The organism is Chitinophaga alhagiae (genome assembly GCF_003568665.1).
Lineage (GTDB): Bacteria > Bacteroidota > Bacteroidia > Chitinophagales > Chitinophagaceae > Chitinophaga > Chitinophaga alhagiae.
This window is the reverse complement of record NZ_QXMH01000002.1, coordinates 777,726-792,824: the sequence shown is the minus strand read 5'-3', so window position 1 is coordinate 792,824 and position 15,099 is coordinate 777,726. Positions and strand designations below refer to the sequence as shown.

The 15,099-nt window shown below is 55.5% G+C and carries 11 protein-coding genes; all 11 read right to left on the bottom strand.

All coding sequences use genetic code 11. The features are described 5' to 3' along the window. Positions 1-3 precede the first annotated feature (3 nt). The 11 genes from D3A97_RS14185 to D3A97_RS14135 all read right to left on the bottom strand — a co-directional run bounded on the left by D3A97_RS14185 (position 4) and on the right by D3A97_RS14135 (position 15,091). Positions 4-3,459: a SusC/RagA family TonB-linked outer membrane protein gene (locus tag D3A97_RS14185; protein ID WP_198673995.1), complete on the bottom strand. Its 3,456-nt coding sequence runs from the start codon at positions 3,457-3,459 to the stop codon at positions 4-6. 74 nt (positions 3,460-3,533) lie between these two features. Continuing rightward, positions 3,534-4,574, bottom strand: coding sequence for a FecR family protein (locus D3A97_RS14180; RefSeq protein WP_119079141.1), 1,041 nt, complete (start codon positions 4,572-4,574; stop codon positions 3,534-3,536). A gap of 14 nt (positions 4,575-4,588) precedes the next feature. Continuing rightward, positions 4,589-5,092 carry a sigma-70 family RNA polymerase sigma factor gene (locus tag D3A97_RS14175; RefSeq protein WP_157986539.1) on the bottom strand — a complete coding sequence of 168 codons (504 nt, stop codon included), beginning with the start codon at positions 5,090-5,092 and terminating at the stop codon, positions 4,589-4,591. A gap of 75 nt (positions 5,093-5,167) precedes the next feature. Continuing rightward, on the bottom strand, positions 5,168-5,677 hold the full coding sequence (locus tag D3A97_RS14170; RefSeq protein ID WP_119079139.1) for a hypothetical protein: 510 nt from the start codon (positions 5,675-5,677) through the stop codon (positions 5,168-5,170). A 165-nt stretch (positions 5,678-5,842) separates the two neighbouring features. Beyond that, positions 5,843-6,517: a (4Fe-4S)-binding protein gene (locus tag D3A97_RS14165; RefSeq protein ID WP_119079138.1), complete on the bottom strand. Its 675-nt coding sequence runs from the start codon at positions 6,515-6,517 to the stop codon at positions 5,843-5,845. Between the two features lie 17 nt (positions 6,518-6,534). Further along, positions 6,535-6,840 (bottom strand): GNAT family N-acetyltransferase, encoded by a 306-nt coding sequence (locus D3A97_RS14160; RefSeq protein ID WP_119079137.1) that lies wholly within the window; start codon positions 6,838-6,840, stop codon positions 6,535-6,537. Between the two features lie 111 nt (positions 6,841-6,951). Then, positions 6,952-7,986, bottom strand: a complete 1,035-nt coding sequence (locus tag D3A97_RS14155) for an FAD:protein FMN transferase (protein ID WP_119079136.1) — start codon at positions 7,984-7,986, stop codon at positions 6,952-6,954. 2 nt (positions 7,987-7,988) lie between these two features. Then, positions 7,989-9,827: an FAD-dependent oxidoreductase gene (locus D3A97_RS14150; RefSeq protein WP_119079135.1), complete on the bottom strand. Its 1,839-nt coding sequence runs from the start codon at positions 9,825-9,827 to the stop codon at positions 7,989-7,991. A 1-nt stretch (position 9,828) separates the two neighbouring features. Continuing rightward, a complete protein-coding gene (locus D3A97_RS14145) occupies positions 9,829-10,920 on the bottom strand; it encodes a hypothetical protein (RefSeq protein WP_119079134.1) in 1,092 nt (363 codons plus the stop codon). A gap of 11 nt (positions 10,921-10,931) precedes the next feature. Next, positions 10,932-13,397, bottom strand: a complete 2,466-nt coding sequence (locus D3A97_RS14140; RefSeq protein ID WP_119079133.1) for a hypothetical protein — start codon at positions 13,395-13,397, stop codon at positions 10,932-10,934. Positions 13,398-13,399: 2 nt separating this feature from the next. After that, positions 13,400-15,091, bottom strand: a complete 1,692-nt coding sequence (locus D3A97_RS14135; RefSeq protein ID WP_119079132.1) for a RagB/SusD family nutrient uptake outer membrane protein — start codon at positions 15,089-15,091, stop codon at positions 13,400-13,402. Between the last annotated feature and the right edge of the window lie 8 nt (positions 15,092-15,099).

The window sequence follows — 15,099 nt, the reverse complement described above, 5'->3', positions numbered from 1 at the left end:
CATTTAAAAAGTCAGGTTCAGTTTCATGCCGACGGGTATGCTCCACGGCGTTACATTGTATCTCTCTATGCCCTGTTTGAACTGTATGCCGGAGCCCTGCACCGCGGCGGCGGGCTGGTAGGCGTTCTCAGGGTCTATGCCTATTTTGGCGGCCGTCCACAGTATAATATTGCGGCTGTAAACGGAGAAACTGGCATTGCGCGCCCGCACCATCCTGGCAATGTTGCCGGGCAGCTCATAGGCCAGGGAAACCTCCCGCAGCTTCAGGTAAGAGGCCGGAAAGAGGAAAGCCCTGGTAAACGACCATGCGGTGCTGCCGGCATAGGGCAGCGTGAGCGTACCGTCTCCGCCGAGGTTCTCGATATAACCGGTGGGGTTGCCCTGCGGGTCATATCCCGTAGCCCGTACGCCGGGAATGAACACGCCGCCGTACGGCAATGTATAAGGCCCATAGGTAAAGGGATAACCATTGTATTCAGGAGTAGGCCCGCCTACCAGCGGAAAAGAATTGCCGTTGACATAGATCATGGAGTTGGCATGCTGCTGCAGGTAATCCGCCAGCTCCTGCCCGCGCAGGTTGCCGGGGTTGATGAGCTTGTCAAGGAAACGCTGCGAGTTGCCGTGCTCCTCTCCATAGCGGTAGGTCTGCGACACAAAATCCCCGCCGTTGCGCCAGTCAAACGTCATGCTCAGCGTGAAGTTCTTGTAGCTGAGCGTGGTTTGCGCGCCCAGGATAAAGTCAGGGTTGAAGTTGCCGATCTTGTTGCGCGTATTCTGCGCGTCTATGGCCTGCCATTTGCCGGTAGCGTCCAGCAGGGGGTAACCATAGTATGGGGATTTTTCGTCTTTTACCGTTACCAGCTCCGCATCATAAATGTCCCCAATGTCTTCTCCAACGTACGTCCATGCCCCGCCGCGCGCTTCTTCCCAGAGGGTGTAATACGGCATGTCGTTGGTGAGGCTTACTATCTTGGTGCGGTTGCGCGTGAGGTTGGCATTCACTTCCCAGCGCCAGTTGCGGGTTTGCACCGGCGTACCGCCCAGCGTCAGCTCTATGCCGCGGCTCCGCAGCAGCCCCGCGTTAATGTTCTTTGAGGAGTAACCGGAAGATGGCGGGATCTTGGTGTTGAAGATCTGGTTCTCGTTCTCCACTACATAATAAGTACCGCTGAAGCGCAGCTTGTCATTCAGCAGGGTAACGTCTATGCCGCCTTCGTAAGACGTGGCCGTTTCCGGCTTCAGGTAGGGATTGAGCAGGGTGCCGGAAGTAGACAGGCGCGGAATGCCGCCCCAGGCGCCGGCGTTGCCCAGTACGGCCGCCAGCTGGTACGGGCTGGCGTCATTACCTACCCGGGCCACGCCGGCCCGCAGTTTGATCATATTGATGTTCTTGCCGGTAATGCCGGCCATTTCGTTCACCAGCAGGCTGAGCGAGGCCGAGGGATAAAAATACGGGTCTGCGTTGGGCAGCGTGCTGGACCAGTCTGTACGGCCCGTTACATCCAGGTATACCATGCTTTTATAGCCCAGGTTGATCATGCCGTACACGCTTTGCACGCCCTTCCTGAAACTGTTGCTGAAAAAGTTGAGGTTTTCCGGCAAAATGTTCTGCAGGGTATAAACACCCGGCACAACCAGTCCTGTACCGGGTTTGCTGGCATTGGTCACGTTTTTGCCCGTCTGGTAGCGCAGGTTGCCGCCGGCGGAGAGAGAAAAGTCAAAGTCGCCCACCTGGTCTTTATATGTCAACAGCGCATCCGTGTTGCGCTCAAAGTTGCTGATATTGATAATGCCGAACGCGCCGTTCCGCGAGTCCAGGTAGCTGTTGGCAATTTTTGTTTCCCGGTCTTCCTTGTAGTTGTCAATGGCATACCGTACCATCAGGTTCAGCTTGGGGGTGATGTTCCAGTCTGCGCGGATGTTGCCGAAAACACGGTCTCTCACAAAACCGTTGTTCACTTCATAAGCCAGGAAGTAGGGATTGTTGAACACGCCGTTGTACTGCGTTCGCTGCTGCAGGCCCTCCTGCCCCGGCATCCAGTAATTGCGGAGGTCTCTGATGTCTATATGCGGGGATACGCTGTATACCCATTGCAGGGGATTGGTGCCCCTGTCTCCCGCCGGGCGGTTGTTGGAATTGCTCCGGCTGAAATCCACATTGGCGCTGAGGCTGATGCGGGAAGTGACCTTGAGCGTGGAGTTGAGGTTGAGCGCGTTCCTGTAGAGGTCCGTATTAGGCAGTATGCCCTTGTGGGTCATGTTGGCGTAAGACATCCTGTAGGCCAGCAGGTTGTTATTATTGGCCAGTGAAATAGCTGAAGTAGAAGTAATACCGGTATTGACGAAGTTTTTTGCATTGTTCTTATGAGATACCAATGGCATGGGAATGGGCTTGCCGTTAGCGTCAAGCGGGCTGTTCCACTGCACTTCCTCATACCCCATATCCAGCTCCGCGCCGTAGGTGGCATCAATATTTTCCTGTATGAGGGAGCCGAATGGATTGCTGAGCAGGTTGCCGCTTCTTGATACGGGAATAGCGGAAAACTGTCCCGGCCCGAATTTGGTTTGCCATTGCAGGAACTTGTACGGTATGTCGAACACCACGTTCTGTGATGCGCTGACCGTAAGCCGGTCTACCTTTTTACCGGTTTTGGTAGTGATGAGCACCACCCCGTTGCCCGCGCGGGAGCCGTAAAGGGCCGCGGCGCTGGGGCCTTTCAGCACGGTTACGCTCTCAATGTTGTCCATGTTGATATCGGAAATGGCATTGCCGTAATCCACTTTGTTGTTGCTGCCTATTTCGCTGATGTTGTTGAGCGTATTGACCAGTGGCACCCCGTCTATCACAAAGAGGGGCTGGTTATCGCTGCTCAGCGAAGTAGCGCCGCGGATAACCATGCTTACGGAAGAGCCCGGCGCGCCGGTAGAATTGATGGTAACGCCGGCCAGCTTGCCGGACATGGCGTTGAGGAAGTTCTCCTGTGTAACGCGGTTAAATTCCTTTGCGCCCAGCTCCTCCACTGAATAGCCGAGAGATTTGGTAGCGCGCCTGATGCCCAGCGCCGTGATGGTAACGGGCCCCAGTTCTCTCGTTTTGTCTTTCAGCACCACAGACAAGGAAAGGCGGGTGGTTTCGTTCACCATGTAGTTGCTGAGCGTGTCTTTCATATAGCCAACATGGGAAAACACAAAATAGAAGGGGCCGCCAGCGGGGATCCTTGACAGGGTGAACACGCCCTTGTCATTCGTAACGGCGCTGGCCATCACTTTCCCGGATTCATTGAACAGCTCCACGGCCACGCCTTCCAGCGCCTGCATGGCTTCGTTCCTTACAATGCCCGCAGCAGAAGGCGCAACGGCCTGGGCGCCGGCGCGGCCCGGCACAAGTGGCAGCATCAACAGCAGCCATAAGGCCCAGGGGGCATGCCGGTTGTTGGATTCTCGGAATACTGAGTGCATTTTTTACTTTTTTTTGGGCATATCAACCCCGGCACCCTTTTCAGGGTACAGGTATAGAATCAGGTACCGGCTTGTTATGGTGTTATGTAAATAATATGCTTGTTGATACGGATAGTGACGTTGTTCAGTAATGCAATGGTGTTTAAAAAGTCCGGCAGGGATTCCTTCTCACTGTTGTACCCGCCGGTGAAATACATATTGTCAAGCGTGCCCGGCTCATATTTCACCTGCATGCCGTATTGTGTTTCGATGGTCTTGAAAAGGGCGGCCAGCGGTTCGTTCTCAAACTGCAGCATCACCACGGCCGGCGGTTCTTTGGGCGCCGGCGCATCGGCTACCGGCAAGGGTTTTACGGGCTTTACCGGCGCCGGCTCAACAGACACGGTGTGTCTGGCTTCGTCGTAGTACAGCTTTTCGCCGGGCTGCAGGTACACCGGGGCCATGGTGTTGCCGGTATTTTGCACGAAAGGGCTTACCCGCACCTTGCCGCTCACCAGCTGCACCAGTACTTTGCCCTGGCGCGCATCAATGCGAAAAACAGTGCCCAGCGCGGTGGTGCCCAGGTTGCCGGCAAATACGGTAAATGGTTTGCCAGCATTGCTTTTTACGGAAAACCGCGCCTGGCCTTCGAGGTATACTTCCCTGTCTTGCTCACCAAACGGTTGCCGGTAGCGGATACTGCTGCCGGGGTAAATGTCTGCCACGGAGCCGTCTGGCAAAGCGGCCTGCATTATGCCTGGCGTATTGTTCACCAGTTCTTTCATGGGGGTTGGCGCCGCGGCGGCCGTTATCACTTCTCTATCTGGCTGGCGGCCCAGCCAGAAGACGCCGGCGCCTGCTACCAGCAACATCACCACCGCCGCCGCCACACGAAAAAAAAGCATGGCTCCGCCTTTGCGGCGGCGGTAGGTCAGGTTTTCGATCACCTGCAACATTTTTTCCGAGTCGGCCTCGGCCAGGTGCTCCGTAGCCTGGAAGCCGCTCCAGCTTTCTTCCGTGAGGTACTTCTCCAGCTCCTGCGGGTGCGCCAGGAAGTATGCACGAACGGCCGCTTTCTCTGCTTCGCTGGCGTAACCGCTCAAAAACCTGTTAATGATTTCTTCTGAAACACGCATACTAGATATTCGTTTTAGAACAACAAATCCCTCACTGCCGCCACAGCCATCAGCATCAGCAATGCTTTTCGCAACTGGTGCACGGCACGGAGAATATGGTTCTCTACCGTTCTGGGTGATATAGACAATTGTTCCGCTATCTTTTTATGGGAAAGCCCTTCAAAACGGCTCATTTTAAATACATGCCGGCGTACCGGGGAGAGTTGCTCAATGCAATGGTACACGCGCTGCAATTCTTCCTTTTTGGAAAGATCAAATTCCATGTGCAGCACGGCCGCCTCTTCCGTAAACTGGCCCATATGGCGGTGCTGCACGCTTTGTTTGCGCAGCAGGTCTATCATAATGCTTTTGGCAATGCGGAAGACCTGGAAAGACAGCTCATAATCAAATGAAAGCGTTTCCTTCTTTTCCCAGAGCTTGATAAAAGTGAGCTGCACGGTCTCTTCCGCCAGGTAAACAGACTGGGTATGCTTGAGTATGTAGAAATAGAGCTTGTTATGGTATTGGTGATATACCATTTTGAAGGCAGCTACATTTCCATTTTTAATATCCTGTACAGTACATTGCATAAACCATCATAAAAGTGCCGCAGGTTATTTTTTCTCGAGTATCAGCGTCAGTGGCACAGAGGCAACATTGGGAATAGCGGCGGTTATAGAGATCTTCATGGTATTGTCCGTCACCTCGTTGATCCAGTGGGGGTCCGGCTCTCCGGCGTTGGATTTGAGCAGCAGCACCGCATCATAGATATCCAGCCGCCAGGTACCCTCTTTCCCGGTAACAGGCAGGATCAGGTCTGTACAGCCTTCTACCTGCATGGTACTGTCTTTGTTGAAATTGTACACATTGTTTTTGGTACAGGTAAAATACGCGCCCGCGGGGCCCAACAGCGGCGCCAGCGCAATGATGCTGGTGCCTTCGGGAATGTTTTGCCCGCCGAGCTTTACGGACACGGCCAGCACCAGGTCTTTCTGGCTCCAGCTGCCGGCTACCATTTCATATTTACCGGACCCTGCTTTTGCAGTGTCCTTGTTCTTTTTGCAGCCAACGCAGCAAAAAACCGATAATACGCTGAAAGCGATAAGGGGAACCGCGAATTTCATAACGATTATGAATAGTAATTTAAGGAATAAAACCGTGCTTTTTATAATATTCGTTTGCCGGGAACAAACCCCTCACTGGTTAACAATTCGATAATACGCCCCCTGGGGAGGGGGGCTTTTGACAACCTGGCTGACTTTTGGGGAAACGGTGCGGGAACGGGGGCCTCAGCCCCCGGTGATGCCCTGAGGCCCTTTTTCTGCGTCTTTATTATAAAAATAGGTGAGCGCGCCGGAGGGGCACCTTTTCACCTGCTCCACAATACGTTCCGTGGCAGCGCCCTGTGCGTTGATCCAGGGTTTGGCGTTGACGTTGAACACTTCGGGCAGCTGGCCCACGCAGCGGGCGGCGTGTTTGCAGAACTCCGGCTTCCAGACTACGGTCACTTCCCCGTTGCTATAATGCACTTTTTTCTCCACGTCTTCATCGCGCAGCAAAAAGGTACGCAGCTGCAGTTCTCCTTCCAGTATGCGGGAAACAGGGCAGGCCCTGGCTATTTCCAGCAGGCGCGCGCGTTTTTCTTCTTCCACATGACTGATGAAAGAAATATCCCGGTCTATGATGGTAACGGTTTTCCCGTTCTCCTTTTCCTGGTAAAAATTCACGTTGACGGCTATCTGCGGAATGTTCCACCCCTTGCGGTCTATGTACATCCGCAAAGTGGCCAGGGTGCAGGAGGCCAGGGAAGACATCAGCTGCGTGTACGGGTCAGGCCCAAGGTCTTTGCCGCCGGTAGTTGCCGGCTCGTCTGCAATAAAGGTACCGTTGCGCCATTCAATGGTGATCTTGTATTGCTCTGTACCGATGGTACCGTGTACGGGTTTTTCCAGCTTGTATTTCATGTGGTCGGTTTGATGGTTCAGATATTCACATCATCGCTGACAATGCGTTTCCACTCGGGATGCCGTTTGATGAAGGCCCTTACGAAGGGGCACAGCGGTACCAGCTTGTCTCCCTGCGCTTCAATGTATTGCAAGGTCTTTTCTACAATGGCATTGCCCGCCCCCTTGCCTTCCAGTTCGGGCGGCACTTCCGTGTGTATGAGCGTGGTTTTGCCCGGCACATGCCGGTAAAGGATGAAGGCGGTATGGCCGGCTATGGTCAGTTCAAAGCGGTGGCCCACGGTGTTGTTGACGAGTTGGAGGGCTTCGTAATCTGCATGCATATGATGACTATTGGAATGGTAATTTATCCCCTTTTCCGCATTGCGCCAAACGGGGGTGCTTCATCATTATAACAGCGGCGGGAGAAAATGGTTACAAACAGGCGGGAGGGGTTACTGTGGTATCAGCATGCCTTTCAGCCGTTCTGTGAGAAAAACGGCCACGCTGCCGTCCGGCTGCTGGTAAACGAGGCAGGCGTCCAGGTCTTTTTCCCGTTGCAGCAATTGTTTGCTTTCTTCCAGGCCCATGACCAGCAGCGCCGTATCAAAACCATCCGCGGTAATGGCGTCTGCCGCTACCACGGTAGCGCTCAGGAGCGGGTCTTGTTTTGCCAGGCCGGTTTTAGGGTGGATGATGTGGCGATAGGTTTGCCCGTTGCGCACGTAAAAATTGCGGTAGTTGCCGGCGGTGGCAATAGCGCGGTGGCCGATGTTAAGGCGCAGCAGTTCTTCTCCGGGGCGGAGGGGATTTTCGATGCCTACCGTCCAGGGGCGGGCGCCCTGCCGCAGGCCTTTGCAACGCACTTCCCCGCCTACCTCCACCATGTAGTCCGCAACGCCCTGCGCCTCCAGCCATACGGCTATCACATCTACCGTATACCCCTGGGCAATGGCGTCAAAGTCGAGCCGTACATGCTCTTTTGTTTTATGCACCGTTTCCCGGTCAAAAACGATGTACTGGAAACCTACATACTGCAGCAGCGAGTCCAGCTGCTGCAGCCATGGCCGGCCGGTGCTTTTACCTTTCCGGTAGGCCTCGGTAACGGGCATTACGGTAGGGTCAAATGCGCCGTTGGTGGCGCGGTATATTTCAAGGGAGCGCTGCAGCACCGGGTAAAAATGACCGGACTGATACCGGAAGTCGTCAAACTGGTTAAAAGCAGACACTTCGGAATCAGTCCGGTAGGTTGACAAACACAGATCAATGGCAAGCAGTATGGAATCTACCTGCGTTTTAAAATGCCTTCCGGCCGCGTCTGTATATACAATATGCCAGGTAGTGCCCTGCGCTGCGCCTTCGATGCTGATCTCCGGCGGAACGGTTTGGGTGGCAGGATTCAGGCCGCTGCCGCACATGCCGCACCCCGGCGGAACATCAGGGCCTGTGTAAATAAGGCCCATGAGCCATATGGCTAGCGCGGCCATCATTTTTATTGCCGGCCGGCTTCGTTACTCACTCCCTGCGGCGTTGCGTCATCGTTCAGGATACCCATCAATTCGCGCAGGTGCTGCTGGTATACGCCGCGGGGCGTTGTTTTATATTTCTTGCCCAGGTACGCGGCAAAACCTACCACCTCTCCCATCATGCCGCAGGTGCGCATTACACGCGTACTGCCAAAGGCCACGTGGGTGGTGCTGATGTTGCGGCCCGCCATGAACAGGTTGGAAATGTTCCGGGAGTAGAGGCAACGGTAAGGAATGGTGTAAGGCGCCACCCTGATGTGTTTGGTGCTGGCAAAAAACTCCTGCCCTTCAAAATATTTGCTGTTCTTTTCATTGGGGAAGTGCAGGTCAATGGTCCAGGTAGCGGTTACCGAACCGTCAGGATAGCGTTTGCCTTCCTGTATGTCCATTTGTGTGAGCACGTGATCTCCCATGATGCGGCGAGACTCCCGTTTGCCGCCAATGTAGGCCACCCAGGCCAGCTCGCGCTTAGCGTATTTTTCGGGTTTGCTTTTTTTCAGGTAAGACCAGTTGCCGTAAATGGCGCGCAGGTTATGGTCACGGATCTTTTCCGCGTCTGTAATGGTGTTGAAGTTGCCGAAGCCTGTTTCCCATTCCCAGTCTGACCTGTCCTGGTCAATATGGTACTCGTCAGAAAACTGCAATGCCCAGGGCGTTTCCGGGAAAGAAGACACGGTGTCTTTTTCAAGGGAGGCCCAGAGGTTGGAGGTGCCGAGGGTGAAGCTGTCTGCCTTTTCAGCGGCCAGCGACTCTCCTGTTTCCGCTTTGCTTTCGCGGCCCATGCGGAAGTCCGCGCCGGCCAGGTAGCCTACGGTACCATCTCCCGTACAATCGGAGAAATAGGTGCCGGTGAAACGCGTTTCCTCATTGGTGTTGATATTACGGCCAATTACAGCGGTAATGCGGTCTTTTTCTCTTTCTACTTTATGCACGTGCGTATTGAGGAAAAGCGTGAGGTTCCTTTCCGCCTTTACAATGGCTATTTTGCGCGCATCGCCATACTCGCTGGCATCGGGGTTGCCGTTGCCGGGGTCCCCATTGTCCATTTCGCGTACAATACGGCCCAGCTTGGGATAGTGGTTCTTGTCAATATCCCCTTTCAGGTGTACCCTTACCTCGGAGCTGTTATTGCCGCCCAGTACCGGCCGGTCTTGTATGAGGGCGGTTTTCAATCCCAGGCGGGAGGCGTTGATGGCCGCGCAGGTGCCGGCAATGCCGCCCCCGATCACTACCAGGTCAAAGTGGCCGCCCTCTGCCGGGGTAGAAGAAGTATGCAGCACATTGTTGCGGAACGCCGTCAGGGCCGCCAGCGTGTTGGGCGGCGTGAATTTGAGCGCGTCCGTGAAAAGAATGGCATCGCAACGGCCGTTAAAGCCGGTGAGGTCTTTCATCACCAGTTTGGCGGAGGTCTCTTTCACATCTATCACGCCGGCGTCGTACCATTTCCACTCGTCCGAGCCGCTTTCTCCGAACACGTTGCCCAGCTGCTGCCCGCCCAGGTGCAAGGTAAATTTGCCCGGGCCTTTGGGATAAGGCGCCCAGTCTTTGGTACGCACCCATACCCGGTATTTGCCCGGCCCGGGGAACTGCACTGTGGTAGCAGCGTCTTTCACGGGGCGGCCCATGCCGTGGGCCATCAGGTAGGAAGAGCCTATCACCACAAAAGACTGCTGGTCTGTTACCCAGCCGCCCTTGTTCTCAAATGATTCCGCTTCTACATACACATGCCTTTGCGCGTATGCGGCAGACGTGGAAAAGATCATCAAAAGCAGGCCCGTTACCAGGCAGTTCCATCTTGCTTTCATATCAGTTTTGGGTTTGTTTAGTTTTCTTTTCGTACTGCATCATTTTTTGCCGTACGGTTTTGTCTGTAATATTCATTTGTTGCAGGGCGGCGTACATGTCCGCCGCCAGGGAAGGCTCAGCTTCATCCAGCTGCGCGGCCAGCCGCCGCTGCACTTTGGGGCCGGCACTTGCCAGCAGGGCCATTTTTGCGGTAAACTGCTGCCGGTTGCCTGCTGTTACGGCATCCGCTATTTTCAGCATCACCGGCTCCCCCAGCCGCAGCCCCGTCATTTTTTTGAGTATGGCCATTTGCAGCGGATAAGGCGCCGCAGCATATGCTTCCCACAGCCAAAGCTGCCGCGCGGGCGTGAAATACGCGGGCGCCGCCTTTTGCAGCGCAAAGCGCGCGGTAAATATGTTGCTGCCGCTGATAATGCCGGCCACATCATCCCCGAACCCTTTCCGCACGTGCCCTTCCGCGTCCATCACCTTTTCCATGGCCCAGTACTGGTAGTGGTGGTTGCCGCTTTGCATAAAGCGGTGCAGCAGCGCCGTGCTGGTATATGTTTCCATGATCTTCCGCATTTCTTCTACCGCGCTGCCGTGGGCCAGGTGCCAGAGGGTATAGCAGGTGTACACGGCGCCTTCAATTACTTCGTTCTTGATGGTTTTAAGCGTGGCGCCGGTTTTTACATCTGCCGAGTCGGAGATCTTCTCCGTGCCTTTCACCACCAGGTCTTCCATTTTCAGTTCGGAGAAGATGGATGTTTCGCGGGAGATTATTTCCTGCAGCTTGCGGTAATCTTCTTCCCTGAACTCGCGGTGGTCCGTTTTGGTCAGCACTTCACCGGCCGGCATGTCAAAGCGGGTATAGTTGCCGAGCAGGTCCCAGTAAAAGTTGATGTACACGGGCTTGCACTCCCCGGTGTTGCATACCGGGGTGAAGATGTTCCTGAAAAAGTACTGCGGCCGCCCGCTGTTGTCCAGCGCCAGTTTCAGGGTGTAGGTGGAGCCGCTGCTGTCTTTTATTTCAAACGTGCGAATTTGCTCCCCCGGTACCGCAGCCGCCGCCATGGCAGGCAGCATCCATATGATCAGCCATATCAACCGCATAGGGTTTTCTTCTATTTATATTCCAGCCACGCTGTGGCCTTGCAATCTTTGTTGGCCGTAAACCTGACCCAGCGCGCCTGTATGGCGGCGGGGAAGGTGTACGTAAACGTTTGCCCGGGCGCTACCGTTACTGTGCGGTATGGCATCCATACGCCGTTGCCGGCGGGGTCTGCTTCTATGGTGAAGGTAACCGGCGTTTGGGCGGTATGCCGCAACTGCAGGCTGCGCTTGTCATAGAAACCTATCAGGTAAGGATCTGAAGGCTCCCCGGCTTTCACCTCGCTGTTTTTCCAGGGGCCTCCGCGGCCGGTGGGCTTGCCCAGCTTCCAGAGGTCGTCTATAACGCCGGCCCAAACAGCGGCCTTGCCGTCTGCGGAGCGGATGATGTGCGCTTTGTTGACGGCGCCGGGCGCTATGCCCGTCATCACCAGCAGGCCGCGGTAAGAGGCGTAGTCGTGAATACGGAAGGGATGTGAGGCCACAGGCCTGATCTTGGCGTAGCCGTCCGCATTTTCCGCGGGCAGTTCATAAAAAGTGCCGTGGCAATTGAACAGGTCCCTTTCCGTGGCCACCTCCCTGCATACCCGCAGCACCGCTTTGTCCGTAAGGCCGGTAAATGCGTCTGCGCCCAGGGGCAGGCGCCAGCGGCGGCCTTTATCATCTACCACCAGCACGGAAGCATCGTCTATGGTCACCGCCTTTTCCGGGATGGCAAATTTTTCGCGGATGAAGCGCGCCGTTGCGGTATCCTCTTTTTTCACCAGCTCCATTTTTTCGTTCAGCTCATAGTAGCCGAGCGATGTGGGCGCAGCTCCTTTGAACTGCATGGCGTTGATGCCTAAAGTACGTTTATTATCCCCAAGGCCGTAGATTAATCCACCACTGGTATTTGCAACCGTTCCCACCTTCGCCAGGCCGTTAAAAACAGTGGCGGGGAGGTTGCCGCGCGTGTCTTTGCCGGTGTAGGAGAAGTACACGGTAGCTGTGGCGGCGGCGTCCGTTCTCACCCTGATCCACTCGCCCTGCGCGCCTGTGCCGAATACAAGTGGTTTGGCTTCGCCGCCGGCGAGAGACAGGGTTTCAAGCGCCGTCCAGTTGCCTTTGCCGGTTTTGTCCGTTTCAAACGTAAAGGTAACGGGGGCGGCGCCGTTGTTTTGTACCCAGGCGGTGCGGTGCGGCCAGCCGGCAAAAAGAAAAGGCTCCGAGGCCTCGCCCGCCCGCACGCTTTCGTTCAGCCACACGGCGCCTTCCGCGGTGTTGGGCCCCAACTGGTCAGGCAATTGGGCGGAGGTGAACCAGAGGTTGGAATTGGACTGGCCCGGCCCTTCAATGCCGCCCTTTGCCTTGCGTTTGTTCAGGAACTCCCGCTGCGCGGAATCATCGCAGCCAAATACGAGCTGGTTGTTCCAGCGGGTAAAGTCCCCTATTACTTTCAGGTACGCCGTGCGCGGCCGGATGCCTGCTGTTTGCGACGCGGAAAAATTGCCGGGGAAGCGCCAGAACATGCCGTGCATGGTCATCAGGTAATCAGGCCGCTCCGGCGTGCCAATGTCCCTGATGCGGGGCCACTCGGTATTCCAGCCGTGCGCGCCGTCGTAGCTGTGACTGGCTTTGGGCAGGCGGTAAAAATGCCAGCTGCCGCCATCGCGCACGCCCAGCAATACTGATTTATGGTCCCAGCCGGTTGCCCAAATGGGGTCCGTGGCCGGGTGGGCATTGCCGTAGATGCCGCCGGGACCGGTGATCTCCACAAACTGGTTGCGGCGTACCACCGTCCATTTTTTGCCGTCCCATTCGCTCAGCGAGCCGGCCTCTATGTCAAACTGTTTGAGCGCCTGCGGGCCGGGCTCCCCGTTATTGGAATACACCATTACGCCCTGGCCTGCGTACAGGCCCTTGCCGTGCGCGCCGGGCAACAGGTCTGTAGCCTGGTTGGCAGACGCATCGCTCCCTTTTTTCTTTTTCATGTTACCGTCTTCATACAGCATCACTGGTTGCAGCGTTTTCACGTCTACTTCGTAAAAACCTTCTTCCATGGTACCGTAGTAGATCTTGCCCGCGGGGTCTGTAAGATGGCGGGCATTGCCGGTGTGGCGGCCGGGCATGGCGCTGTAAGGTATGGTACGCACCTTGCCGCTGCCGTCTATAGCGTACGGGCCTATGAAGAGCTGGTTGCTTTCCCGGTGTATCATGCGGTTGGCCGGCGTGCCGCCAATGCTTTCGCTGCGGATGGTCTGTTGCAGGGAAGGCGATATTTCGTACAGCTTGTCTGAAGAACCTTGCGGCAAATGCGGGCCGTAGGTGATCACCCACAGCTTGCCTGCCCAGGGCACCACGGCGCCGGTACCGCATTCTCCTTCATTGTTGTACATGGCCAGGTGCGGGTACACCCCGCTGTAAGAAGGCTGCTGGGCTTTACCCAGCAGCGGCATCATCAATAATAAACTGTAAACGGTGCAATATGTTCTTATGTTCATGCTCAATAGTTCGGGTTCTGTGTCAGGTTGCTGATCAATACTTCTGTAGAAGGAATGGGCCAGAGGTACTGGCGTGTTTCATCAAATTTACGCAGCGCGATCTGTTTGATCAATCCCGCATCGTACATGTTCGAGAAATCAGGCACACCGTCTTCATCTATCTGCGGTGTTTCGGGGAAGAACCAGAGGCCGGGGCCGGTGATCTTGCTGCGCAGGTCTGCGGGGTCCAGCAGGCCAAAGTTTTGCCTGTTCAACACCTTGCCGGCCAGCCGCCAGCGGATGATGTCCATGTAGCGGATGCCTTCCAGCGCAAATTCCATCCTTCTTTCCACCCGCAATATTTTACGCAGCGCCGCCTGGTCCGTAACGGTTACGGCGGGATAAGCGCCGGTAGCGGTATAGCTTACGCCGTACGCGCGGGCGCGTACTATGTTGATGGCGTCCAGCACAGACTGGTCTATTTCATTCAGTTCGATCTTTGCTTCAGCATACATCAGCAGCACGTCTGCATAGCGTACAATGATCTTGTCCGGCTCAACCGTCCAGGAGTTCTGCGTCCAGTCGGCATCAACGCCTTTCTTCCGTACAAGGCCGTTGTAGGAGGCAAAGATGGCTACCGAGCGGGTATCTTTATTCTCCACATACTTGCCGTCAGACACCTTGAACACCTTCAGCGAATCCGGGTGCGGCTGGTATACATAGCCGAGATGGGTAGTCTGGAACTCCGTGATGGTAGCGGCACAACGGGGATCGCGGTTGAGGAACGGCTGGCGGGGGTTGAACCGAGGCGATTCATCTATGGGCAGCCCGTCGTCACAGAGAAAAGCGCACAACAGGTCCCAGGAAGGGTTTTTGGCGCCCCACCCGCCGGCATTGCGGGTTACATAGTTCTGGCAATCTCCCAGCGTTACCTTCAAGGCGATGGAACGCGGCAGGCCGAAAACAGTTTCAAGGGAGTTTTTGGTTTTGGACAGGAAGAGGTTGCCAAAATCCGCATGGAGCTTGTACTGGTTGAGGTCTATGCAAGCCTTGGCGGCATCGCGGGCGGTGGCATAGTCTCCCATGTGCAGGGCTATGCGTGCTTTCATGGCCATGGCCGCCCCGGAAGACGCGCGCTTCAGCTCCGTGCCGGCGTATGTTTTAGGCAGGTTGGCGATGGCGGAGTCAAAGTCTGTGTATATCTTTTTCAGCACCTCCGCTTTGTCCATCTGCTTGAGCTGCAAAGCCTGTTCAATATCCAGCTCTTCTTCCGTGTAGATGATGTTGCCGTAGTGAGATAACAGGCGGGAGTACTGGCAGGCTCGTACAAAGCGGGCCTCCGCGGAGTAGCGGCTGATCTGCGCGGCAGACAGGGCATCTGACGCCCTGTCTACGCTCAGTACAATGGCATTTGCGCGGGCAATGGCTTTATAGGTATTGACCCACCAGCTTCTGACAAAATCCGTTTCGCCGTTGATAGTAGCGCCGGTAATGGGCGTGGTGGCATCGCGGTACACAAAATCGTCCGTCCATTCATCACTGTCTACCATCCAGAACGCATCTTTGTACAGGCCGTTCAGCGACATCACAATTTCTTCGGGCGTGGAGTTCCAGGTTTCACCGGAACCATCTGACAGCGGGTTCAGGTCCAGGCTACCGCAGGACGACATAAAAAAGAGAAAGCTGACAAAAGCGATAATTATTCTTTGTTTCATGATGTTGC